Genomic DNA, 22,805 nt, shown 5'->3' with positions numbered 1-22,805 from the left:
GCCGTCCCATCGTCGCTCTCGAGGAGACGATACCCCGTTACGGGACCCGTTAACGGCCTGGATGGCCCCGATCCCGTTCTCGCCCGCGCCCGCGTTTCCCTCGTCGCTTCCGGCGCTTGAGTCGCCGGTAGAGGGCCATCACGTCCTCGAAGTCCTCTTCGCCGTCGCCGTCGATGTCGTACCGGCCGGGTACCGGTTCGGGGTCCGTGATCGACGCCTCGTTCTCGACGGTCAGCGTCGTCGTCTCGTCGCCGACCGAGAGTTCGTACTCGCCGGCTTCGACGACCTTCGCTCTGTCACCGGGCACGTCGCCGGGGACGACCTCGAGCGTCGCGAGGTCGAGTTCGACATCGACGGTCGCGGACTCGCCCGGCTCGAGGGCGACTCGCTCGAACCCCATCAGCCGACGGTGGGGCTGCAGGACGGACCCGTAGAACTCGGTGTTGTATACCTCCACGATGTGCTCGCCGGCCCGATCGCCGACGTTCTCGACGCCGACGGTCGCCGTGACGGTCGCGGTCGACGCGGGGTTTCTGATCGAGTTCGTCGACAGCGAGAGCCCCGAGTACTCCCACTCTGTGTACGAGAGGCCGTGTCCGAACTCGTACTGGATCATGCCGTCGGCCGCGCCGACGGATTGGCGCGGCGGATAGTCGTCGTAGAACAGCGGCACGTGACCGACGTTCGACTCCCAGGTGAACGGGAGCCGCCCCGAGGGATTGTAGTCGCCAAAGAGCGCGTCGGTTACCGCGACGCCGGTATCGCTGCCGGGCTGACCAGCGAACAGGATCGCGTCGAGATGATCGAACGTGTCAGCGGTTCCGCGCGGGCTGCCGGCGAGGATCACGCCGATGATGGGAACGTCGTCCGCGGTTTCCCCGTCGACCAGCGCCACGAGTTCTCGCTGCGCCTTCGGGAAGCCCATCTTATCGCGGTCCCCGAATCCCTCGTTGTGGGGCCCTTCGCCGAGAACGACGACGACGGCGTCGGCCGTCCCGGCGGCGTCGACGACCGCCGCCTCCTGTTCGTCGGTCACGTCGAAGAACCCGTTGTCGAAGTTCTCGTAGATACTTGTGTAGGGTGCGGCCTCGAACTCGGTCGGGACGTGCGTGAACCGCTCGTCGAGCCGGTCGGAGAGCTCGTCCGCGATGGTGTTCTGTCGCGGCCGCGGCCCCTCCTCGGTCAGGTCTCCGTCCTCGATCCCCTGCCAGCCGAGCGTCCAGCCCCCGTGTTGCATCAGGAACCGGTTCTCCGTTCCCGCCTCGATCCCCGGCCCGGTCAACAGCAATGATTCGGGACCCTCGAGCGGGAGCGCGTCGCCCTCGTTCGCCAGCAGAACCAGCGACTCCTTGGCGAGTCGCTCGGAGACCTCCTGCGCACCGCCGACGAGGTCGCCGATCTCGTCCTCCGGGACCGTCGGCTGCTCGAACAGACCGAGGTCGCGCTTCAGTTCGAGGATCCGACGGACCGATTCGTCGATTCGCTCTTCGGGGATTTCACCGCTTTCGACGAGATCGATCGTCGTCTCGATGAACTTCGTCGGCGGCGTCTCCCCGCCACACATGTGCATGTCGATCCCGGCCTCGAGTCCCTGCCTGACCGCCTCGCGCCAGCCCGCCTCCGTATCGGGCAGGTACTCGTGGTTCGAGAGCATCCGTTCGAAGTCGTCCCAGTCGGTCAGGACGACGCCGTCGAACCCGTACCGCTCCCGCAGCACCTGCGTCAGCAGCCACTGCGAGGCGTGGGCGGGCTTGCCGTTGACGGCCCCGCTGTTGACCATCACTGTCTCTGCCTCCTCGAGCGCTCGCGCGTAGGCCGGGAGTTGACGTGTGCGGAGATCCCGCATCGATGTCCGAGCGTGTGCGCGATCCTTGCCGGTATTGGGCGTTCCGTAGCCGGCGAAGTGTTTGACCGTCGCGGCGACGCGATCGCTTCGCTGGAACCCGCGCGCTCGCGCTCGCCCCAGTTCGCCCAGCAGCATCGAGTCCTCGCTGTGGCCCTCGAAGTACCGCCCCCAGCGCATGTCGCGGAGCACGTCGACCGTCGGACCGAAGATCCAGTGGCCGCCCATCGCCGCGATTTCGTTTCCGGTGTGTGTCGCCGCCGCCTCGACGAGTTCGACGTCGCGGGTCGCTCCCATGTTGAGCCGCTGGGGGAAGCTCGTGCAGCCGTCCAGCAAGGTGTTTCCGTGGAGGGCGTCCCCGCCCCAGAGGAAGGGGATCCCGTGATCGGTGTTCGTCACGGCGTACTCCTGAAGGCGGTTGAGTCCCGCGACGAACTCCTCCCCGTCCCACGTCGGGCCGGACGCGCCGCCGTTGAGGACCGATCCGACGTGGAGATCGGTAAACAGCTCGCCGAGCGTGTCGACGTCGTCGTGATCGTTGAACTCGGTGTCGGGACCGAACCCGTCGCCGAGGTCGTCGATCGCTACCTGCGTCATCTGGCCGACCTTCTGCTCGAGGCTCATCTCGCCGATTAGACCGCCGATGTCGTCGGCATCGCCCTCGGCAGCGGCTGTATTCGTTCCGACGCCAATCGTGGACGCTGCGGTCGCCACACCGGTCGTTTTCATAAACGTCCGTCGAGAGTCATCGATTGATTCCGAACCGTGTACCGATCGGTTATTATCTGACATGCGAGACAATACTGCAACTCGTATCTAAATAAATATTTTCTATGAAAAATGACAATCGTCAACAAGAGTACCGAACGGAAGAGGTATCACGGGATCAGTGAGGAGCGCGGACTCCCAACTTGGACCCGCGACTATCGGGCAAGACGATCGATTTGACGGAGAAACAGTACACGGAGCGGACTGTCGACTGCGTCGAAACGCCGGTCAGTCGTCTGCTGGCGTCGGCGCACCGCGTTCCACGTCGATCTCACCCGCGTCGAGATCCGCCTCGACGTTGCGAGCCGCCTGCACCATGTTCGCCATCTTGCCGTAGGCGACCTCGCGGGGCAGCAACTTCACGCCGCAGTCCGGCGAGACGACGAGCTGTTCCGGCGGGACGACCTCGAGGCCCTTCTTGATGTTCTCCTCGATCTGCTCGACGGACTCGACCTCGGCGACGTGGGCGTCGCAGACGCCGAGGGCGAGGTCCTTGCTGAACTCGGGGTCTTTGAACACGTCGAGCTGGTCGTAGTCGCCGTTCGCGAGTTCGAGGTCGAACTCGTCGACCGGGAACTCGAGGATCTCGGGGTAGATACGCGAGTAGTCGCCGTAACAGACGTGGAGGCCGATGCGGACGTCGTCGGGAATGTCGGCGACGATGTGCTCGAGCGCCTCGCCGACGATGGCGTGGTCGTCGGGCGTGGTCGCGAGCGCGGGCTCGTCGATCTGGATGTAGCGAGCGCCGGCGTCGACGAGCTTCTCGATCTCCTCGTTGACGAGGTCGGCGAGCTCTAAGGTGAGCTCGTCGTCGTCATCGTAGGCCTCGTTGAACGACCAGTTCGCGAGGGTGTAGGGGCCCGTGATGGGGACCTTGACCGGACGATCGCTCGCTTCGGCGGTGAACTCGTACTCGTCGACGAGCCAGCTTTCGTCGTACTCGACCTCGCTCACGACGCTGGGCTTGTCGAAGTAGTTGTGTCCCCAGACCTTGACGGGGCCGTTGAACTCGTAGCCCTCGATGCGGTGGGCGAAGAACTCGACCATCTCGTTGCGCCGCATCTCGCCGTCGACGACGACGTCGAGGCCGGCGCGCTCGTGTTCGTTCGTGATGAGCCGCGCCGCGTCGTCTTTGGCCTCCTGATAATCGTCCTCGTCGAAGCCGTGATCGTCGTCCTGGTAGAGCTCCTTCGCGCGGTTGAGCCACTTGGGCTTGGGGTAGGAGCCGACGACGGTCGTCAGCAGGAAGTGGTCGGACTCGTGATCGGGCCGTCGGAACTGGTCTTTGTTTTCGTTGCTCATGCTGCTTTCACCTCCGCGAGGTCCGCTGCTTCGGCAAGGACCTCGAGTTTCTCCACGTACTTGCCGTAGGGCAGGTAGAACGTCTCCGTGTTCGTCGTCAGGTAGACCGTCTCGAAGTCGGTGACGCCGAGCTGGCCTTCGACCCACTCGGTCCGGTCGCGGATCGCTTCGGGGTCCTCGACGAGCGTGTTCTGGCCGTCAGCCAGGCCCAGCGCGATGTCGTCGGGTGCGCCGTACTCCTGAATGTTGTAGAGGTTGTCGTCCTGGTTTGCGACGAAGTCGAAGCCGACCGCGTCGATATCGGCGTCGAGCAGGTGCGCGTAGACCTTCTCCTCGAGCGCGCCCCAGTAGGGCTGGACGACGACGTCGGCGTCCGTCGCGCTCGCGACGCGATCGATCGCCTCGCTGGCTCGCTCGTCCCGCCCGTCCTCGGGTGCACTCTCGACCAGCGAGGGCTCGAGCAGGAACAGCGTCTCGTGTGCGGGGAAGGCGTCGACCTCGCCCTCGAGGAACTCCGCGATGGCGCCGAGGAACTCCGCCTCGTCGCCGTAGTGTTCGTCGGTGGCGAGATCGGCGAGCGAGTACGGACCGGGGAGGACGGCCTGCAGATCGTCACCGTCGGCCAGTTCGGCTGCCGTCTCGAGTTCGTCGGCGACGTCGCCGGTGGGCTCGAGGTCGTCCTGTACGACCGGCTCTCGGTAGAAGTTGTTGTTGTCGTAGTAGCGGACGATCCCGCGCGTTTCGACGGCGTCGGCGACCGCCAGCGGGTGGGCGAGCATGTCGTCCCAGCGCAGCTGGCCTTCGACGATGCGGTCGAGACCGGCATCCTGCTGGACGCCGATCACTTCCTCGCGAGCCTCCTCGTAGGCCGTCGTAATTTCCTCGCCTTCATCGCCGCTGATGAGGTCGTGTTTCTGGTGCCCTTTCAGATCCGAAAGGTCGTCTTTCGCCCAGTCCGGGAGCGGATACAGCCCCGGCGTGGTCGAAACGTACTCAGTCATCGTGTCCCCGGCTAGGCTATACCGACGCTTAATATTTTCCATCCGTTCTAATACACAGCAGTAATTTGCCCGGGTTTCGGCCGATTCCGGGCCCGATTTCGAGACGTGCGTGAACAAGCGCCACACTCCTGCTACCCGACGAACGGCTGTCGGCCCGACACCGAGAGGGGCCGCTATCGGTGGGCGAGTCGATTCGGGTGTATCGGACTCCGCGAGGGGATCCGCAGTATCACTCCAGTGCCAGCAGGGCGTACGTCTCGTCATCGACCTGCGCCACGACGTAGATCGTGCCGTCGTCGAGGACCGGACCGGGGCCGACGCGGCCCGCGAACTCTCGCTCGAACCGGACTGCAGGGCCGCCGCCCGGACTGTCTCCAGGCGTCGGGTCCACTGCGTGAAGACGGTCGCCGCCGACGAAGACGGTGTCGCGACCGTACGCCGGCGCAGTGTGTCGCCAATCGCCGATGCCGTGTTTCCAGTGTCGATCACCGGATTCGGTATCGACGGCGTGAAGCCCCTGCCCGTTCGCGACGAGAACGAGACCGTCGGCCACGGCAATGCCGCGGTCGGCCCAGCCGGTATCGGCCGTCCAGTTCCGAGTCGGGTCCGATAACCCGTCGTCCATCAGCGCGTACGTGGTTCCGTCTCTGCAGTTGACGTAGACCGAGTCGGTGTCCGCGCTGGGCGGCGCCGTCGGCTCGGCGGGTAGTTGCCACCGTCGTCCACCCATTCCGTCCCTGTCCAGCAGATACACCATCCCGGCTCGAGTGGTGATGACGAACCAGTGGGCCTTGAAGACGGCTGGATGGTCCTGTATCTGTCCGAAGACCTCGCGGTCCCACCGAACCGTCCCGTCGTCGGGATCGAGTGCGACGACTCGTTCCCCTGCGCCACAGATGAGTTGCTCACCGGCGCGCGTCGCCGGCGCCGTTACCGCACCGGGCGTCTCGAATTCCCGTTCCCAAAGTTGCTCGCCCGTGTCGGCCTCGAGCGCGCGAATCGCATCCCCGGTCGAAACGTAGGCGACGTCGTTCCAGATCAGCGGCGCCCTCTCGACGCTCTCATCCGTCCAGAGTTCCGTCCCCTCGGCGGCGTCGAGGACCCGAAGCGTGTCCACGTCGGGTTGATAGACGCGTCCGCCGGCGACGACGGGTGCCTGATAGGTGAGTTGTGCGACTTCCACGCGCCAGCGCTCGGTGACGCCATCGACCGGTGCTTGACCGTCAGCAACCTCGCGGGTGTTGGCCGCATTACAACCGAACGTCGACCATTCGCCGTTCGCACCGCGGGCGCTATTCCCGGGATCCGGTAGCTCGTCGACACCGGACGGCGGCGGGTCGTCGGGGCCCCTGACTCGCGAGAGCAGCGAACAACCGGCGAATGCGACGCTCCCACCGGTCGCACCGACGGTCGTCAGCAGGGTTCGGCGGGTGGAGGGCATCACTCGAAACCTCTCACCCATCGGAAAAGAATCTTCGGATGACGTATTTTCGTTGCCAGCTTTTCGGCCGCTACCGGAGCAACTCGAGCACCGTCAGCGTCTCGAACGGGAACGACTCGTCGGCGACGGCGACCGCACTGAAGCCGGCCTCGCCGGCCCGCTCGACGACCCCGTCGACCCCGGTGAGGCTGCTGACGAGCAGGTAGACGACCCCATCGGGAGCGAGGACGCGGCCGACGTGTTCGAGGAAGGGATCGATGACGGCCCGGCCGTCCTCGCCGCCAGACAGGGCGTGTTCCATCCAGTCGTCCCACTCGTTCTCGGGGTCGGTCGGCAGGTAGGGAGGATTGAACACGACGGCATCGAACGTCTCGTCCCGAAACGGCGAGACGAGATCCGCCCGCACCGTCTCGACCCCCTCCCTACGGGCCTGTCGCACGGCGTGTGGGTTGAGATCCGACGCGATCACGCGAGCGCTCGTCTCGTCGGCGATCCGTCCGGCGACGTAGCCGGAGCCGGTTCCGACCTCGAGGACGAGTTCGCTCTCCGCGAGTCGTTCGCAGGCCGCCTCGGCGAGCAGCTCCGAGTCCTCCGCGGGCTGGTAGACGTCCGGTTCCCGATCGCGGCGCTCCTCGAGCCCCATCTACGTGTCCTCCGGTGACGTCATGCGGTGTTCCGTCCCGCGACTGTCTCGCTCGTCCGACGGCGGGTGTCGGTCCTCGTCGGCGATCCGGAGGCCGTCGGTTTCCGCACGGCCGGAGAGTTCGCGCTGCGGGAACGGAATCTTGACGTCCTCGTCCTCGAACGCGCGCTTGACGGCGTCGATAGCGGCGGTTCTGGCCTTCCAATAGCGTCTGGCACTCGGCTTGTCGATCCAGAACCGGACCCCCAGCACCACCTCCGAGTCGCCGAAGGACTTGCCGACGACCTGCGGCGACGGTGCGGTCATCGCCTCCTCGACGTCTTCGACCGCTTCCGCCGCGAGCTCTGCCGCTCGGTCGACGTCGGTGCCGTAGTCGACGCCGACCTCGATCTCGAGTCGTAGCCGGCCGCGCTTCGAGCGGTTGGTTACCATGCTCGAGGCGATGACGTCGTTGGGGATCATGATGTACTCGCCGTCGAACGACCGGATGCGGGTGTTGACGATCGAGATGTCGGTGACGATCCCCTCGTTGTCGTCGACCTCGATCCAGTCGCCGATCTCGAAGGGGCGTGCGAACATCAGGACGAATCCGGACAGCATCGTTCCGAGGGTCTGCCGGGCGGCCATCCCGAGAACGATCCCGAGGAACCCGGCCCCGACGAGCAGACTGCCGAGGTCCTCGATCCAGATCCCCAGGATGATGACGAGCGAAGCGGACCAGATGGTCACCTGCGAGAGCCGATGCGTGACCTGTCGCTGATGTTCCGTGACGGCCGCCGCCGAGTTCATCACCTCCTCGATGATCCGTCGGACGAACCGCGAGACGATGACGGTCGCGACGAGCAGGACGAAGGAAAACACGGCACGGGGAACGGTTTCGGTACTGAGATTGAGACCGGCAAAGAGTTGCTGAATCTCGTTCGTCCGACCCCACACGCCCGTCACGACGACGAGGCTCACCAGACAGCTTCCGATGAGCAGCGTCATCGAAAGCACGTCGGCGTACATCGGCCTCGTCCGGTCGGCCAGCCACGTGTGGTGCCGCCGATAGGAGACCAGCACGGCGATGACGAGTCCGACCGCTACGACCGACACCGCCAGTTTGAGGGGGGTCGTCGGAAACAGCTCCGACAACCAATCGGGCCCAGTCAGTAGTCCGGTCATGCGTTCGTCTCTCAGCCTCTCGTCAGTGCAGCTTTGAGTATCCGTTGGTTGGGGGTTCGGGTAGTCGCCGGCTCCGACGGGAGTCTTTCGCCCATCTTCGGCCGCGACGGGGATTAGCGATCGTCGGGCTCGCCGACATCCCACGCGAGTTGGGCCAGTGCGGCGAAATCCGCCGGCGCCATCGCACCGGCCCGCTTCTGGAGCACGTCGTCCTCGGCCGCGTCCACGACCGCCTCCGGCTCCTCGAGTCCGGAGATGTGAGCCGTATTCCGAATCCCGTTCCGGATGGTCTTTCGCCGCTGCGTGAACAGCGCCTTGACGAACCGCAGGAAGAACTCCTCGTTCTCGACCGCGTAGTCGGGCTCCCGCGGAACCGCTCGAATCACCGCGCTCTGGACCGCTGGCGGCGGCGAGAACGCCTCCTTCGGGATCGATTCGACGAGTTCGATATCCGCGTAGTGCTGGCTCGAGACGGACAGTCGCCCGTACTCCGACGTATCGGATTCGGCGACCATCCGCTCGGCGAACTCCTGTTGAAACATCAAGACCAGCGGCTTCTTTTCCGGAAAGAGTCGAAACGCGATCTCGCTCGAAACGCCGTAGGGGAGGTTCGAGACCGACGCGGTAAATTCGGGGAGCTCGACTTCCAGGGCGTCGCCCTCGATCACGGTCAGTTCGCCGGCGTCGATCTCGTCTGCGAACTCTTCGCGGAGGAACGCGGCGAGTTCGCGGTCCCGCTCGACGACCGTGACCTCGTCGCCGATCGCGAGCAGTCGATCCGTTAGCGCGCCCGTTCCGCCGCCGATCTCGAGGAGGTGGCTCGTGTCGGCGTCGATCTCTGTCAGATAGGTCGGCAGTCGGTCCAAAACGCGATCGTCGACGAGGAAGTGCTGATCGCGGTTCGGATCGCCGCGCACGCCCGCGCGGGCGATCAGTCCGTCAGGATCTCTCATTGCCGACGATTCGGCTGGGGGGCGTGTAAACGCACCGTCTCACACGTCCCTTTTTCCGCCTCGGGTTCGCTCGCTTCGCTCACGGTGGTTCGAGACGCCTGCGGCGTCTCGTCATCACGCGAAACCGTCGGTTTCGCGGACCTCGCGGATCGCAGATTCGCTCGGTCACGAGAGGTGCAAAGCGCCTCTCGAACGACTTCGCCGTTCGCACTTGACGCGGTTCTCGCTCACTCCGTTCGCCCCGAACCGCGCACCGCTCGCTCACCACTCGGCGCACAAATCTACGCTAAAACGGCCGCCTTCACGGGCGTCGCCCGTTCCGGCGGGAAACCGCTCGCTTCGCTCGCGGATGCTCGTCGCATTTGCACGTTCACTCGTACTCATCATCCGAAATTGCTATCAATTGTGGACGTCGCTCTCACCGGACTGCTCAAGCACTTCGTCCGGCGCAGCATTCCTCCATAACTTTCGGACGATCGAACTCGAGTCACGCCGTTCCGTCCAACCGATCGGTTCGAAGACTTCCAGCTGCACCTCCCTCAGTGTGGCCACGACTGTGTCTCTGCGCAACGACATCGGCGTGGAAAATCCGACTCGTCCTCGGCGGCCGCCGTTGGCCTACTGATTCTGTTCCTGTTCGCGCCGGCCCACGAACGTCTGGTACTTCAAATCGTCGTCGCGAAGCTCCTCGAGGATGCGGTCGACGAGGATCTGATCGGGATCGTGCAGCCCGGACACCCGCTCGGAGAGTTCCTCGAAACTCTCGAAGGGCTTGCGCTTTCGTTCGTCGAGGATGCTGTTGCGGAGTTTCTTCCCGATCCCCGGCAGCAGGTTCAGTTGGTGGAGTCGCAGCGTGATCGGCTGGGCGTCGTTGTAGAAGTCGACGAACCGTTCCTCGTGCTCTTCGACCAGATCTTGGACGACGTACTCGAGTTCCGACTGCGCGCCCGAGGAGAGGTCGTCGTACTCGACGCGGTGGCACTCGGTGACGATGTCCCGTTCACCCTGCGGTTCGACGACGACCTCGCTCCCGATGGTCAGGCGCTCGTCCTCGTCGAACGCGACCTGGTAGAGCTGGAAGTCTTCGATGCCGACAGCGTAGCCTGCCGGGGACTTCGCGTACTGGGGTCGGCCGTCGTCCGACAGCCCGTGTGCGAGGTAGTCCAACACGACCGCGCGCCGAACGTCCGTCTCGTCGCCATCGGCTTCGCTCATTGCGGTATGATACGGTGACGGCGTACTTAAAGAGTCGGCTCGCTCTCAGGCGTACTTGGCGACGACGTTGAGAATTTCGTCGAGTTCGTCCCCCGACAGCGAGTACCGCTGCTTTGCGTACACCGACCGGAGTTCGTCCCGGTCGCGCGGCAGGAGGTTGGCGATCTTGTAGGCCGTCGCTTCGTCGACCTTCTCGATGTCCTGCAGGTCGTCGACCAGCGCCTGTGCCTCCTCGGGCTCGAGGACGGCAAAGCGGTTGGCGTGTTCGATCGCTCGCGCGAGCTCGTAGCGCAGCTCGCGATCCTCGTCCATCGCGCGTTCGGCTTCGATGTCGGCGAGCAGCTCCTTCGTTTCCGAGACCGTCAGGAACTCCTCGTCGACGATCTCTTTGAAGATCGTCATCCCTGATCAGATCCGGTTCTTTTCCTGGTTCTGTGCGCGCATGTGGGCCGCGGTCACGAGCAGGGTCTTGTCCTTCCCGCCGTCGTTGATCGCGACCTTGAACGCGTCGCCCTGTTTGCCGACGACTTCACCGGTGCGACCGTCGAATCGCGGGTGGAAGCGACCGTCCGGGATACTTGGGTCGATCTTCAGGTGGACCTTCTCCCCTTCCTCGTACTCCTGAATCGCGCGCTGTGGCGGCGAGGTACCGCGGTCTCGAGGACTGTTCGCGAGCTTCTTCCGGGTTCCCTGACGAGGGCCATTAGATTTCGGCATAGTCGTACGACCGCTTTGTCCGGTGACGGTTATAAAACACACGTATTCCCACGCACCTTTTTCCTCCTCGGGATGCGCTCACTTCGTTCGCGCACCGCTCGGAGCAAAAATCTGCGCCAAAAAGGCCGCACTCGCTCCGCTCGCGCGGTACTACTGCTTGCAGCCGACCGCGAGCGCGGGCCAATCGTCCCAAACAGTCATCCGGCAGCGAATCGCCTATATCAGTATGGACGACGACTCCGACCACCGGATCGAGACCAGATCCATCCACGCGGGCCAGGAACCCGACGCCGACACCGGCGCGCTGATGACACCGATTCACGCGAACTCCACCTACGAGCAGGACGCCCCGGGAGACCACCGCGGCTACGAGTACTCGCGGACCGGTAACCCGACCCGAACCGACCTCGAGGCGAACCTCGCGAGCCTCGAGAACGCCGAGTACGGCCGCGCCTTTGCCAGCGGGATGGCCTCGATCAACACCGTGCTCAATCTGCTCGAGGCGGGGGATCACGTCGTCACCGGTAACGACGTCTACGGCGGTACGCATCGGATTTTCACGCAGGTCTACGAGGATTACGACCTCGAGTTCAGCTTCGTGGACATGACCGACCTCGACGAGATCGAGGCGGCGTTCCGGGAGGAGACGGCGCTGCTCTGGCTCGAGACGCCGACGAACCCGCTCATGTCGATCGTCGATATTTCGGGAGCGGCCGAGATCGCCCACGCTCACGACGCGCTCTGCGCGATCGACAACACGTTTGCGACGCCGTACCTGCAGCGGCCGCTCGATCTGGGTGCTGATATCGTCTCCCATTCGCTAACGAAGTACCTCGGCGGCCACTCCGACGTCGTGGGCGGGGCCCTACTCACGAACGACGGGGATCTGGACGAGCGACTGGGCTTCTACCAGAACTCCGTCGGCGCGACGCCCGGCCCCTTCGAGTCGTTCCTCGTCCTCCGTGGCACCAAGACGCTGCCCGTCCGGATGGACCGCCACTGCGAGAACGCCCGGCGGATCGCGGGCTGGCTCGACGACCACCCCGACGTCGACCGCGTCTACTACCCCGGGCTCGAGTCCCATCCCGGCCACGAGATCGCCGCCGAGCAGATGGACGACTTCGGCGGCATGCTGAGCTTCGAACTGGACGCGAGCCTCGAGGAGGCCAGCGAGGTCGTCTCGAACACCGAGGTGTTCACCCTCGCCGAGAGCCTCGGCGGCGTGGAGAGCTTGATCGAACAACCCGCGCCGATGACCCACGCCGCGATTCCGCGCGAAGAGCGGCTCGCGGCCGGCCTTTCGGACAGCCTGATCCGCGTCAGCGTCGGGATCGAGCACGTCGACGATCTGATCGCGGACCTCGAGGGCGCGATCGAAACGGCGCTCTCGTAGCTACTTCTTCCCTTCGCTGGCCATGTGGTAGCGCAGTATGGTTTCGAAGCCCTCGAGGTACGCATCGATGTCGACGCTCTCGATGTCGGGTTCGAACCGGCTGGCGTCTTCGTATTCGGTTCGCCAGCGATCGAGGAAGTAGTCCTCGACGCCGGAGTCGCTGATCGCGTCGACGACCGAATCGATCGATGCGTCGGTCGGCTGCTGCCGGATCGACTGCAGTTGGTCCTGGGAGATGATGCCGCTCTCGAGCGCGTGGACGACGACGCCGGAGCACCAGTCGCCCTCGTCGAGTTCGCGCTTCCAGGTCGAGAGCCAGTTGCCGATACGGGCCATCCGCTCCGTTCGATCGATGACCTGGCGCAGCGAGGAGAGTTCGCTCGAGTCGAACGACGACGCGTTCGCGAGGTCGATGTCGGCGTAGACGAACATCAGCATGTTGCGTGCGTCGTACCGCCAGAGCTCCTGCTCCGAAACGAGGCTGGGATGGCGATTCGCGAGATAGGAGTACTCGATCGCCTGGAGTGCCTGTCGAAGGTCGAACCGGAGCAGATCCGCGAACTCGGCCGCGCGCGGTCCCGCGTCGTACGCCGCTTCGAAGCGGTCCCAGAGATCCGTCAGGAATCGAACCACGTCGCCGTCGACGGCGGATCGATCCGGATCGGGACGGCGACCGTCGAACGGGATCGCCGCGAGTTCGTCGAACGTCGCCCGATCGGCGTGGCGTTCCGCGACGTCGTCCGCGACGACGATGTACATCGTCGCAATCAGCTTCGTGTCACGGACCATCCGACCCCGGTCGGCGTCGACGCACGACAGCCGAAACGACGGAAACAGGTGATAGAGCCAGCGCCAGAGGAATCGATCCCTGTCACCGACGATTTCCTCGTAGGTATCGATCAACGGAACGACCGTCTCGGGAAGTCCCTGCTGCCGAACGGCAGCGAGCTGCGCATCGTCGTCCTCAAGCAATGGCACCTGAACCTCGTTTTGCATCACGCTCGACTACATAGCCGATGGTAATAAAACAGTTGTAATTAAATATTTTACTGTGAAATAAATTTTTTTTCGGCGGCAACTCGAACGTGGTTGGCGTTCGCGGAGGGCCAAATCTATCGTACCGGCACCGAAAACCTCCTGTATGCAGAACGATGCTGGCGTTCATACGCTCCCGATCACGGTCGAATACGGCGACAGAGAAATTACGGTCACCCCGACGGCCGTCGAAACTGATCGCGGACTCGCGTTGCTCGACGTGGGTCCCCAGGGTGCCGTGGGCGGCCTCGAGACGCATCTGCGATCACTGGGATACGAGCTGACGGACGTCTGGCTGGTGATTTTGACTCATCACGACGCGGATCACGCCGGCGGTCTCGCGGCCCTGCTCGAGCGGGTCGATGCGATCGTCGCAACCCATCGCGACGAATCGGCGTACGTCTCGGGCGAGGAGGATCCGATCAAGGGTGACGGTGACCGATATCCGCCTGCCCACGTCGATATCGAACTGGCCGACGAGATCCGGTTCCCGACGCTCGCGGGGCCGATGGAGGTCGTCGCGACGCCCGGCCACTCGCCCGGGCACGTTTCGCTGTACTTCCCAGACGGGTCGTTGCTCGTCGCCGGCGATGCCCTCGTCGCGGACGGAGCGGAGCCGCTCGCCGGTCCGAAACCACACTTCACGCCCGACATGGACCGCGCCGTCGAGTCTCTCGGGACGCTGGCGCAACTCGAGATCGAGCACACCGTCTGCTATCACGGCGGGTACGCGGACCACGGAACCGAACGGATCCGGGAGATACGCGATCAGTTAGAGGAGTGACCCGAGGCCCCCGGATCACCGTCTCGGAGTTGCGACGGGTGAGCGCACGGTCGCGACGGGGCGAGTAGAAGCGGAATTCTCATCGGTATCCAACGCCAACGAACGTGTAATGCGAATCGAACTCCGCGTCTGTCAGCACTGTCTCAACGGTGAGCACGGCAACGAGCGTCGGACCGCCCTGCTCAACGACATGGTCGACTGCGCCGAGCAGATCAAAGAGTACAAGGAGGTAATCGACCTCGACGAGGTTCACATCCGCAAAGTCAGGGACGACGAGCCGGGGAAGCCCGCAGCCCTGCCGGTCGTCTCGGCGACGATTCAGAACGACCAGGTCGTCCTGAACGATACCCAGCTCGTCGCGGAGGGACAGGACGGGAACATGCTGGTCTACACCAGTCCCGACGACGTGGTGACGGTGCTCGCGGGGAACCTGGACGAAATCAGTAAAGCGGTTACCGAGGACGTGACCGTCGATCTCTCCCCCGTCGGGGCAGAGATCGTCTCGGAGGCCGATCTGGGAGCGAATCGGGATCGAGATCGATAACGCGGTTCCGAACCCCTCGCCGTGTCGGCGAACGGGATTCTCGAGCCGTTCGTCCCGTCGAAATACGCACCTCCGACGCGCTGGGAGCGCGCGTTCCCGATAGCCACTCTCCCGTCAGTATGCAGCTTTCGTCGATGACCACGCCAGCGGTTCGTCGCGATGACGGTCGACTCATCCCACCACTGAGACCAGCGTCGTCCCGAGTACGACGACGGTCGCAGCGGCAGTAACGCGCCACGTGACGCGCTCGAGTCGCCGCGGGAGAAAGAGTAGGGAGAGGACGACGACGAGCAGCGGCGTGAGCTGTAACAGCGGCATGACCACGACGACGGGAGCGACGGTGAGCGCCGCGAAATACGCGAGGAAGGCGACGGTAGTCGAGACGCCGCCTGCGACGTACCAGGCAGTGGACGCGCTGCGAAGCGGAACTCGGTCCAACGTACCGATCCAGGCGAGGTAGCCCGTAAAGCCGGCCGTTGCGACGGTCGCCATGACTGCGAGTCCGGGCAGAATCGGGGTCCCTTCGGCGAGCCCGGTTGACACGAAGATCGGTTCGATACCGATACAGACGGCGGCGGCTACCGGAAGCGCCAGCATCGTCCCGGTCTCCCGCACCGACCGGTCGGGACCCGTCGCGGTCGTTTCCCAGGAGACGACCGCGATCCCGGAGACGATCAGCACGATCCCCGCAAAGTGACTGGCGGTCAGCCGTTCCCCCAGCAAGACGACGGCGAAAATCGTCGCGAAGAGGACGTTCGAGGCGATCACGGGCGAGGTGATGCTCGCACCGAGCGCGTCGATACTCGTGAACATCAGTAGGCGGGCGACGAACATCCCGGCGATGCCGGCCGCAGCGAACGACACGGCCGAGAGCGGCGTGAACAGCGCCGAATACGGCGGCGAGTGCGAGAGGAACGCGGCCGGAACGACGATGGCGACGTTGCAGAGCAACACGACGAGAACCGCGTCGATGACCTCGCCGTCGTCGGTCCCGAGCCGAACGCAGAGAAACTGACCCGCGAACCCGACGGCAGCAACGCTCGCCAGACCCACACCGAGCAGCGAGTTCGACGCCTCGAGAACCATACACCCAGATCCCGCTCGCAACTCATAACGCCTCTGAAACCGCTTCGAAACCGTCGAGTCGGAAGTTCGATTCGATGTGATCAGATCGGTTATCGTAGCAACTGAAGCGAGTTACAACCAATCACAATGTCATCATGCGATTCGCCGCAACCGTGACTCACGGCTCTGGAACGTCGCTATCGGTCGAAGAAAATCAACGGTTTCGAAGATGTACCGTCACAGTGGTTGGGATCGAATCGGTTCGAGTGGCCAGTCGGCGTGATCGAGTCGTATCGTTTCTCCCACCTCTATGATAGTCGGTAGCACACCACACAACATTAAACATTGGTGTTGAGGCAGATCTGGCCCCGGTTTCGAGATCCGTCCGATCACTCGGTATCTCAAAACTGTCTCTCATCACACTATTCCGGAGTCTTTCTCACAGCGACGAGAGTTCTCTCCGACCGAGGTGTCCGGAAACCACGCCGGAGTCACGTCACGATCGGGGACCCACATCTGGGCTTCGCCGAGGGCGATATGGCCGTTAGTACACCCCAGAACGTCGATCTGATGTGGGTGGGAGGGCGACTGCCGATCCCGATCTTCGCGCGGAGACACGCCAGCGGGTCCTCGATGAGTTCGGAACTCGTCACCGGCGACAGGTCTCACGAATCGGTGGGGCCGTCTCGAGTGCGGCGGCGTCTCCACCGGTTCGATACGGCCGTCGCTATCGGGGAGCGACGAACGGCTGCAAAACGCGAGAACGGCGGCTTATATCCGACCGACGTTTTCGACGGCGACGCTCTCGACACCGTCGACGTCGGCGAAGCTCTCCTCGACGGTCTCCGTGCCGCCGGATCCGTCGGGAACGATCACGGTCGGATAGAGCGCGACGAGGCCGAACGCGACTTCGTCGCGTTCGACGCCGTTGATCTTCGCGCCCTCGGGGAGGGCGCTCTCGAGGCGCTCCTGGAGCGCGTCGAGGTCGATTTCGGGGCTGTCCGGCATGACCTTGATTTTGGCAGCGACTTTTCCCATTGTTATGGTCCGGTGAACCCGCAGTCGGGGCACTCGTAGAGGTTGCTCTGTTTGCGACACTTGGCACAGCGGTAGATCTGCTGGCCGCAGTCGGGACACTTGAACGCAGCGGCGTTCGTGCCCGCGATGTTGAGCCCGCAGGAGACGCACGAGCGCGTCTCTCGGTCGTCGGTCGTACTCATACGTCTCCTTTTCCGCCCGCCGTTTTTAACGGTTGTCTTTCGGCGGCCGTCCGAGCGACGATCGACGACCGACTGCATCACACCACCCGATGGTGTACTGCTGTTTGACTGTTTTCAGCCTCAGAGAATGCGCTGCTGGATATTTTATACACCGGATCGAACACGAGAGTGAGGTTCGGTCGCCCGCCGGACCTCTGCCTCTGACACGTTCGTGGTCGCCAGGTGGACGAAACCGGCGGCCCGAAACTCAACATTCAACACCGTGCCCTCCCTCTTTCGAGTGAATGCGCCTCGACGACTACATCGAGGACCTCGAGCCCGACGAGGAGGCCGAGCGTCGCCGCCTCGCCAAGGAGAAGTCCTACGCGATCACGGATCACCTGGCGGATTTCGAACGGAAATTCGACGACGCCCTGAGTGGCGACACGCTCGTCGGCTCGACCGCGCCGTCAATCTTCGTCGGCCGGTCGAACTACCCGGACATCCCAGTGGGACTACTCTCGCCGGTCGGGGACGAGGACGCCGCCGCGGAGTACGTCACCGACGGTGACTGGTACCAGCAGGGGTACGCGATCGACGACGTGCTCCAGCGCCGGACCGGACTCCTGAACTCGAGCAAGCGCGCGAACGTCGATTCGCCGAGCATCGCGAGCCGGATGACGCCCTCGGTCGACGACGTCTGGGACGGCTTCGTCGGCGTCCAGCGCGAGGTCGCCATCGCGGATCGTCCGGTCGACCTCGAGATCGGACTGGACGACAAACCCGACCTCGGACTGGACGCGGGCACGGACGTCGCCACGCCCCGCGGTCCACGCGCGAACGCCAGCAACGCGGAGCTGCGGGAGAATCCCTACGTCCCGCGACCGGTCAAGAAGACGCTCGAGGACGACGACTGGCAGGCTCAGGGGGCGATGACCTACCTCTACCGGCGCGGCTTCGACGTCTACGAGATCAACTCGATCCTCTCCGCAGGCGCGCTCGGGCAGACCAAACAGCGGCGGCTGGTCCCGACGCGCTGGTCGATTACCGCGGTCGACGACACCGTCGGCAAATTCCTTCGCGGCCGCATCCGGAACGCACCCAGCATCGACGAGGTGCAGGTCTGGGCCAACGAGTACGTCGGCAACCGCTACTGGATCGTCCTCGCGCCCGGCAACTGGGAGTTCGAACTCGTCGAAATGAAGGCACCGGGTAGCATCTGGAACCCCGACCCCGAGGACAACATCTGGATGGCGAGTGCCTCCGAGGGCTACGAGGGCCGCTCGAGCTACGTCGAGGAGACCGCCGGCGCCTACTACGCCGCTCGACTGGGCGTCCTCGAGCACCTCGAGTCGATCGGCCGGCAGGCGAAGTGTCTCGTCCTCCGGGAGGTGAGCGACGACTACTGGGCGCCGGTCGGCGTCTGGCAGGTTCGGGAAAGCGTTCGCAACGCCTTCGAGGGCGAGCACGGTGAAGCGGAAACCTTCCACGACGCGGTTTCGGGGGTCGCTAACCGATTACCGGTCTCCTACGCGCGACTGCGACGCAAATCCGAACTCGCGGCCGGGTTGCAGTCGAATCTGAGCGCCTTTTCCACCTCTGAGTGAGCGACCGGTATCTCACCCTGTAAAAGACAAAACAGGTAGCCGCCGGCGCTTCGAACCTGACGCCGCTCGGGGACTGTCGTAACTCCCGTCGCGTCACGGGCGCTATCGCCCGGGATCCCGGCCGCCTCGAGTTCGAGCTATTTCGACTGATTTAGAGACCTGACTGTCTCTCCGGCAGTAATATGTCCAGTGGTATCGCAAAACATACGTTTGGGTAATAAACCGTTCTACTTTTATGCCCCAAATGCATACTGCGGATGATGACATTCGACTTTACACCGACATCGATCGACGATCTCGACCCCGAGCGACGGCCGTCGTTCGGTCTCGCGCTCGTCCCAGTGCTTGCGGTGATCGTGTTTCTCGGCATCGGGTCGGCCCTGCTCGGGCTGGCCCCCCACGTGCCACTCCTCTGGAGTATCGTCTTCGTCGGCGCGTTCGGTCGCTACCTCGGCTATCGGTGGACCGACCTCTCCGAGGGAATCTCGAACGGCCTCCTGATGGGAATACAGGCCCTGTTGATCCTCTTCACGATTTACGCGCTGATCGCCACCTGGGTCGACGCCGGGACGATCCCGGCGATGATGTACTACGGCCTCGAGCTGTTGACCCCGACCGTGTTCCTGCCCGTCACAGCCGTTCTGGCGGCGGTCGTCGCGTTCTCGATCGGATCCTCGTGGACGACGGTCGGGACGCTGGGCGTCGCGTTCGTCGGGATCGGCGCGGGGCTCGGCGTCCCGGCTCCCATGACCGTCGGCGCGGTCATCTCGGGTGCCTACGCCGGCGACAAGCAGTCGCCGCTGTCGGACACCACTAACCTCGCGGCCGGCGTGACGAACACGCCGCTGTACGACCACATCTATCGCATGCGGACGGGCACAGCCATCGCGTTCGGCCTCGCAGTCGCAGGATTCGCCGCCCTCGGTTTGCGACGGAGCGGCGAGATCCCCGTCGGCCGCGTCGCCGATATTCAGACCGCGCTCGCGGGCACGTACGATCTCTCCGTCCTCGTCTTCCTGCCGCTCGTGGTCACGTTCGGCCTCGCGCTCTACGGCTACCCCGCGCTCCCGACGCTCGTGGCCGGCGTCTTCGCCGGCGTCTTCACCTCCATCCTGGTCCAGGGCACCGGCTTCGTCGCCGCCTGGGAGGTCTTCATGAGCGGCACCGCCCCCGAGACAGGGACCGACCTCGTGAACGACCTCCTCGCGACCGGCGGGCTCACCGGCTCCGCCTGGACGATCACCGTGGTCGTCGCGGCGCTCTCGCTGGGTGGCCTGCTCGAGCACACCGGCGTGCTGGCCGTCCTCGCAGATCGCCTCTCGCGGGGCGTCCGGAGCTCCGGCGGTCTGATCGCCGGCACCGGCGCGTCCGCCATCCTGATCAACGCGCTCACCGCCCAGCAGTACATGAGCATCGTCATGCCGGGACTGACCCTTCGAAACCTCTACGAGGAGTTCGGCCTCGACAGCGAAGAACTCTCACGGGCCGTCGAAGCCGCCGGGACGCCGACCGGCGCGCTCATTCCGTGGCACGCCGGCGGCGTCTTCATGGCCTCCGCGACCGGCGTTCCGACCCTCGAGTACGCGCCGTTCTACCTGTTCGGGCTGCTGTCGCCGCTCGTCCTGTTCGCGATGGCGCTGACCGGTCGCGGCGTGCCGACGACCGATCGAGCCGAGCGAGCGCAAACGGCCGACTGACCGACAGAAAAACCGGTTCGTATCCGGTCACTGCTCGGTTTCTGGCAGCGCTGGGTCGCGTTCGATACCGGCGTTGGAGTCGCCTGGAGCAGTCCACTCGAGCCGATCGACGACGGTCACGCAGGCTTTGAACGTCGCGAGGATAACCGGGCCGACGAACAGTCCGACGACTCCAAAGAGGTAGATCCCGCCGACGACGCCCAGCAGGACCGTCGGGGGATGCAGCCCCGATCCCCGATCGACGAGATACGCACGCAGGTAGTTATCCGTCACGGTGAGAACGGCGACTCCGTATCCCAACACGAGAGCCGCGCGCGCGGGACCGCTCGAGGCCGCGTGAGCGACCGTAACTGGACCCCAGACGAGCCAGACGCCGATCGTCGGCAGAAACGCCGCGACGACCAGAATCACCGCCAGCGTGGTCGCGTACGGGACGCCGAGCAATGCGAGTCCCAGCCCGCCGACGATCCCTTGTACGACCGCCACGAAGACGTGACTTCGCAGCACCGCCCGGGTTACGTTGTGGACCTCCGCGAACAGTTCGTCGAGTACTCGAGGATCGAGCGGTGTGACCTCTCGAACCCAGGCGACGAAGGTTGCACCGTCGACCAGCAGATAGTACACCAGGAAGACGAGGACGAGTATCCCGACCCCGACGTCCATGCTCGTCGTCGCAATATCGACAGTCCGACTCACCGTCAGCTCCGCAGCGCCCGGAATCGATCCCTCGAGTTCCGATCGGACCGCTGCTTCGAAGGCAGCGACCGACTCGTCGCTCATCCCAAGATCGTTCCGCGCGATATCGCGTCCGTGTGCGAGGATCCGATCAGTATCGACCGACTCGAGGGTCGAGACGGCGGTCCGAAGCACGACCACCGAAATGAGGACCAACGGGAGGATGCCGGCGACGACGGCGACACCGGTCAGCGCGAGCCCCGCCACCCGCGGGCCGATTCGCGGTGCCAGTCGCTCGTACGCGGGCTGGAGGACGACAGCGAACAGACAGGCCGCCAGCACGTACTCGACGAGAGGCAGGACCAACAGCGCGGCGAGTCCGCAGAGGACGCAAAGCAGGAGGGCGAAAAACGATGCACGGGCGTCCATAGTTCGACGTCACGGATCGTCACTATAAGTATTAATATTTCTGACTGTAAATTTGGCTAAGGTGACAACGTTCACCGAGAGACTGTCGCCGCAACGAGTCGCCCGACCGGAACCGGGACCTAGAGGTTCGCGTACGCCTCGTCGACCATCTCGCCGGTCGTGTCGACGATCTCCTGCCAGTTCTCGTCGTCGGGTGCAATGCCGAGCAAGCGCGCGATCTTCATGATCGAAACGTGGTAGACGACCTGTCGGCCGGGTTCCTCCTCCCAGACGACGACGTTACAGGGGAACAGCGCGCCCATCCGTTCCGTCACGTCCAGCACTCGGTCGGCCATCTCGGGATTGCAGGCGCCGAGCACGTAGTAGGGATCCCGATCCGCGTCGACCTTCTCGTTGAGCAACTCCGAGGGAGAGAACTCGGCCGGCACGCCGAAGCCGGCCTGGGTGAACACCTCGCGGGTGTGTTCGATGGCCTCCTCGTGGCCCATCTCGAGCACTGCGCGGTGTTCGCCGTAATCCTCCGGGTCGATCTTCGTCGGGTCGATGGGAAGCGTCATATCGGACTGTTGGCCGTCCAGTTTCTTATACTGGTCGCTGGGGACGCCTGGCAGACGGAACTGACCACATCATCGGCTACACTGGAATCGGCAGCCACTCGAGGAATCGCACCACGAGTATCGGATCGAACACCGGCTCGTGGAGGACCAGCCAGTCGAGGAGGACGAGACCGCCGCCGTGGGCGACGACAGAGGGGAGGATGGAGTCGGACTTGTAGTCGATTGCGCCGAACAGGACGTCCGTCGGCCCCGATAGCACGAACTCGATCGGGGGTTTCGAGGCGTGGTGGAGCATGTAGACGACGGGACTGATGAACACCGCGCCGAAGCCGATCTTCTTGACGCCGACACAGAGCAACCCGCGGTAGTAGGTCTCGGCGGCCAGCGCGAGAATGAACAACTTGATCGCGTGTGGGACGAACGCCGCCGGCGCGGCCGACGTCGGCCAGATCGGGTAGAACGCCCGGATCGTCGGTAACGTCGACCCGACGACGTAGAAGGGGAGGACGAACAGTGCGAGGAGGACGGTGTTTCGAACGGCGGTTCGATCGACGCGCCAGCCGATGCGGTTCCCGTGTGACAGCCCGAGCGCGAGCGGGCCGCCGATCAGGAGCACGCTGTCGACGACGACCCGGCGGGTCAGGTCGCTGGGGACGAATCGCATCCACAGTACCGTCAGTACGGCACCGAGCAGTAACGCCCGCTGGACCCAGGAGAGTTGCAGGCGGTCCCGGAGCCAGCGACCGCTGCCGCGACCTGACTCGGAGGCCACG

Annotated in this window: 22 protein-coding genes; 5 read left to right on the top strand and 17 right to left on the bottom strand. The window is 64.4% G+C overall.

The window, feature by feature from the left end; all coding sequences use genetic code 11:
- Window positions 1-49 precede the first annotated feature (49 nt).
- From LDB05_RS05290 to LDB05_RS05245, 10 genes are all read right to left on the bottom strand, one after another.
- Complete coding sequence (locus LDB05_RS05290) at window positions 50-2,572, bottom strand: glycoside hydrolase family 3 protein (RefSeq protein ID WP_226006881.1); 2,523 nt, start codon at window positions 2,570-2,572, stop codon at window positions 50-52.
- Window positions 2,573-2,839: 267 nt separating this feature from the next.
- On the bottom strand, window positions 2,840-3,913 hold the full coding sequence (locus LDB05_RS05285; RefSeq protein WP_226006880.1) for a methionine synthase: 1,074 nt from the start codon (window positions 3,911-3,913) through the stop codon (window positions 2,840-2,842).
- Complete coding sequence (locus LDB05_RS05280) at window positions 3,910-4,914, bottom strand: 5-methyltetrahydropteroyltriglutamate--homocysteine methyltransferase (protein ID WP_226006879.1); 1,005 nt, start codon at window positions 4,912-4,914, stop codon at window positions 3,910-3,912. The genes LDB05_RS05285 and LDB05_RS05280 overlap by 4 nt, the downstream gene beginning before the upstream one ends.
- Before the next feature lie 229 nt (window positions 4,915-5,143).
- A complete protein-coding gene (locus LDB05_RS05275) occupies window positions 5,144-6,355 on the bottom strand; it encodes an outer membrane protein assembly factor BamB family protein (protein ID WP_226006878.1) in 1,212 nt (403 codons plus the stop codon).
- A gap of 70 nt (window positions 6,356-6,425) precedes the next feature.
- A complete protein-coding gene (locus tag LDB05_RS05270; RefSeq protein WP_226006877.1) occupies window positions 6,426-6,998 on the bottom strand; it encodes a HemK2/MTQ2 family protein methyltransferase in 573 nt (190 codons plus the stop codon).
- Entirely contained in the window at window positions 6,999-8,162 is a 1,164-nt protein-coding gene (locus LDB05_RS05265; protein WP_226006876.1) for a mechanosensitive ion channel family protein, read from the bottom strand.
- Between the two features lie 113 nt (window positions 8,163-8,275).
- Window positions 8,276-9,115, bottom strand: coding sequence for a 16S ribosomal RNA methyltransferase A (locus LDB05_RS05260; RefSeq protein WP_226006875.1), 840 nt, complete (start codon window positions 9,113-9,115; stop codon window positions 8,276-8,278).
- Between the two features lie 618 nt (window positions 9,116-9,733).
- Window positions 9,734-10,330, bottom strand: a complete 597-nt coding sequence (locus LDB05_RS05255) for a DUF655 domain-containing protein (RefSeq protein ID WP_226006874.1) — start codon at window positions 10,328-10,330, stop codon at window positions 9,734-9,736.
- A gap of 45 nt (window positions 10,331-10,375) precedes the next feature.
- Window positions 10,376-10,732 carry an RNA polymerase Rpb4 family protein gene (locus tag LDB05_RS05250; RefSeq protein WP_226006873.1) on the bottom strand — a complete coding sequence of 119 codons (357 nt, stop codon included), beginning with the start codon at window positions 10,730-10,732 and terminating at the stop codon, window positions 10,376-10,378.
- Between the two features lie 6 nt (window positions 10,733-10,738).
- Window positions 10,739-11,047, bottom strand: coding sequence for a 50S ribosomal protein L21e (locus tag LDB05_RS05245; protein WP_226006872.1), 309 nt, complete (start codon window positions 11,045-11,047; stop codon window positions 10,739-10,741).
- Window positions 11,048-11,273: 226 nt separating this feature from the next.
- Here LDB05_RS05245 and LDB05_RS05240 point away from each other — a divergent pair, with 226 nt between their 5' ends.
- Window positions 11,274-12,440: a cystathionine gamma-synthase gene (locus LDB05_RS05240; RefSeq protein WP_226006871.1), complete on the top strand. Its 1,167-nt coding sequence runs from the start codon at window positions 11,274-11,276 to the stop codon at window positions 12,438-12,440.
- Here LDB05_RS05240 and LDB05_RS05235 read toward each other — a convergent pair whose 3' ends face one another.
- Window positions 12,441-13,436, bottom strand: a complete 996-nt coding sequence (locus tag LDB05_RS05235) for a terpene synthase family protein (RefSeq protein WP_226006870.1) — start codon at window positions 13,434-13,436, stop codon at window positions 12,441-12,443. It abuts the gene before it with no gap.
- Window positions 13,437-13,581: 145 nt separating this feature from the next.
- Between LDB05_RS05235 and LDB05_RS05230 the strand changes: the two genes are divergently transcribed.
- Window positions 13,582-14,259 (top strand): MBL fold metallo-hydrolase, encoded by a 678-nt coding sequence (locus tag LDB05_RS05230; RefSeq protein ID WP_226006869.1) that lies wholly within the window; start codon window positions 13,582-13,584, stop codon window positions 14,257-14,259.
- Window positions 14,260-14,368: 109 nt separating this feature from the next.
- The gene (locus LDB05_RS05225; protein ID WP_226006868.1) at window positions 14,369-14,803 is read left to right on the top strand and encodes a hypothetical protein; all 435 of its coding nucleotides are present in this window, start codon (window positions 14,369-14,371) and stop codon (window positions 14,801-14,803) included.
- 171 nt (window positions 14,804-14,974) lie between these two features.
- Here LDB05_RS05225 and LDB05_RS05220 read toward each other — a convergent pair whose 3' ends face one another.
- The 3 genes from LDB05_RS05220 to LDB05_RS05210 form a co-directional block, all read right to left on the bottom strand.
- Window positions 14,975-15,889, bottom strand: a complete 915-nt coding sequence (locus tag LDB05_RS05220; protein WP_226006867.1) for a DMT family transporter — start codon at window positions 15,887-15,889, stop codon at window positions 14,975-14,977.
- 750 nt (window positions 15,890-16,639) lie between these two features.
- Window positions 16,640-16,906 carry an elongation factor 1-beta gene (locus LDB05_RS05215; protein ID WP_226006866.1) on the bottom strand — a complete coding sequence of 89 codons (267 nt, stop codon included), beginning with the start codon at window positions 16,904-16,906 and terminating at the stop codon, window positions 16,640-16,642.
- Between the two features lie 2 nt (window positions 16,907-16,908).
- Window positions 16,909-17,088 (bottom strand): HVO_2753 family zinc finger protein, encoded by a 180-nt coding sequence (locus LDB05_RS05210; RefSeq protein WP_006184530.1) that lies wholly within the window; start codon window positions 17,086-17,088, stop codon window positions 16,909-16,911.
- Between the two features lie 284 nt (window positions 17,089-17,372).
- Here LDB05_RS05210 and nreA point away from each other — a divergent pair, with 284 nt between their 5' ends.
- Together nreA and arcD are read left to right on the top strand one after the other, a co-directional pair.
- Window positions 17,373-18,674 (top strand): DNA repair protein NreA, encoded by a 1,302-nt coding sequence (gene nreA, locus LDB05_RS05205; RefSeq protein WP_226006865.1) that lies wholly within the window; start codon window positions 17,373-17,375, stop codon window positions 18,672-18,674.
- Window positions 18,675-18,934: 260 nt separating this feature from the next.
- Window positions 18,935-20,371 (top strand): arginine/ornithine antiporter ArcD, encoded by a 1,437-nt coding sequence (gene arcD, locus LDB05_RS05200; RefSeq protein ID WP_226006864.1) that lies wholly within the window; start codon window positions 18,935-18,937, stop codon window positions 20,369-20,371.
- A 27-nt stretch (window positions 20,372-20,398) separates the two neighbouring features.
- On the opposite strand, the gene LDB05_RS05195 is transcribed toward arcD, so the two are convergent.
- From LDB05_RS05195 to LDB05_RS05185, 3 genes are all read right to left on the bottom strand, one after another.
- Window positions 20,399-21,475, bottom strand: a complete 1,077-nt coding sequence (locus LDB05_RS05195; RefSeq protein ID WP_226006863.1) for an AI-2E family transporter — start codon at window positions 21,473-21,475, stop codon at window positions 20,399-20,401.
- Window positions 21,476-21,594: 119 nt separating this feature from the next.
- Window positions 21,595-22,032: a DUF302 domain-containing protein gene (locus tag LDB05_RS05190; RefSeq protein WP_226006862.1), complete on the bottom strand. Its 438-nt coding sequence runs from the start codon at window positions 22,030-22,032 to the stop codon at window positions 21,595-21,597.
- Between the two features lie 76 nt (window positions 22,033-22,108).
- Complete coding sequence (locus tag LDB05_RS05185; protein WP_226006861.1) at window positions 22,109-22,804, bottom strand: CPBP family glutamic-type intramembrane protease; 696 nt, start codon at window positions 22,802-22,804, stop codon at window positions 22,109-22,111.
- Window position 22,805: the final 1 nt, after the last annotated feature.

The organism is Natrinema salinisoli, from assembly GCF_020405205.1.
Classification (GTDB): Archaea; Halobacteriota; Halobacteria; order Halobacteriales; family Natrialbaceae; genus Natrinema; species Natrinema salinisoli.
Note: the sequence above shows the minus strand (reverse complement) of the source record. Positions and strands in the feature narration are given on the sequence as shown.

Coding starts and splice junctions, on each gene's coding strand:
- LDB05_RS05290 (WP_226006881.1), bottom strand. CDS start 2,572: ATGAAAACGACCGGTGTGGCGACCGCAGCGTCCACGATTGGCGTCGGA.
- LDB05_RS05285 (WP_226006880.1), bottom strand. CDS start 3,913: ATGAGCAACGAAAACAAAGACCAGTTCCGACGGCCCGATCACGAGTCC.
- LDB05_RS05280 (WP_226006879.1), bottom strand. CDS start 4,914: ATGACTGAGTACGTTTCGACCACGCCGGGGCTGTATCCGCTCCCGGAC.
- LDB05_RS05275 (WP_226006878.1), bottom strand. CDS start 6,355: ATGCCCTCCACCCGCCGAACCCTGCTGACGACCGTCGGTGCGACCGGT.
- LDB05_RS05270 (WP_226006877.1), bottom strand. CDS start 6,998: ATGGGGCTCGAGGAGCGCCGCGATCGGGAACCGGACGTCTACCAGCCC.
- LDB05_RS05265 (WP_226006876.1), bottom strand. CDS start 8,162: ATGACCGGACTACTGACTGGGCCCGATTGGTTGTCGGAGCTGTTTCCG.
- LDB05_RS05260 (WP_226006875.1), bottom strand. CDS start 9,115: ATGAGAGATCCTGACGGACTGATCGCCCGCGCGGGCGTGCGCGGCGAT.
- LDB05_RS05255 (WP_226006874.1), bottom strand. CDS start 10,330: ATGAGCGAAGCCGATGGCGACGAGACGGACGTTCGGCGCGCGGTCGTG.
- LDB05_RS05250 (WP_226006873.1), bottom strand. CDS start 10,732: ATGACGATCTTCAAAGAGATCGTCGACGAGGAGTTCCTGACGGTCTCG.
- LDB05_RS05245 (WP_226006872.1), bottom strand. CDS start 11,047: ATGCCGAAATCTAATGGCCCTCGTCAGGGAACCCGGAAGAAGCTCGCG.
- LDB05_RS05240 (WP_226006871.1), top strand. CDS start 11,274: ATGGACGACGACTCCGACCACCGGATCGAGACCAGATCCATCCACGCG.
- LDB05_RS05235 (WP_226006870.1), bottom strand. CDS start 13,436: ATGCAAAACGAGGTTCAGGTGCCATTGCTTGAGGACGACGATGCGCAG.
- LDB05_RS05230 (WP_226006869.1), top strand. CDS start 13,582: ATGCAGAACGATGCTGGCGTTCATACGCTCCCGATCACGGTCGAATAC.
- LDB05_RS05225 (WP_226006868.1), top strand. CDS start 14,369: ATGCGAATCGAACTCCGCGTCTGTCAGCACTGTCTCAACGGTGAGCAC.
- LDB05_RS05220 (WP_226006867.1), bottom strand. CDS start 15,889: ATGGTTCTCGAGGCGTCGAACTCGCTGCTCGGTGTGGGTCTGGCGAGC.
- LDB05_RS05215 (WP_226006866.1), bottom strand. CDS start 16,906: ATGGGAAAAGTCGCTGCCAAAATCAAGGTCATGCCGGACAGCCCCGAA.
- LDB05_RS05210 (WP_006184530.1), bottom strand. CDS start 17,088: ATGAGTACGACCGACGACCGAGAGACGCGCTCGTGCGTCTCCTGCGGG.
- nreA (WP_226006865.1), top strand. CDS start 17,373: ATGCGCCTCGACGACTACATCGAGGACCTCGAGCCCGACGAGGAGGCC.
- arcD (WP_226006864.1), top strand. CDS start 18,935: ATGACATTCGACTTTACACCGACATCGATCGACGATCTCGACCCCGAG.
- LDB05_RS05195 (WP_226006863.1), bottom strand. CDS start 21,475: ATGGACGCCCGTGCATCGTTTTTCGCCCTCCTGCTTTGCGTCCTCTGC.
- LDB05_RS05190 (WP_226006862.1), bottom strand. CDS start 22,032: ATGACGCTTCCCATCGACCCGACGAAGATCGACCCGGAGGATTACGGC.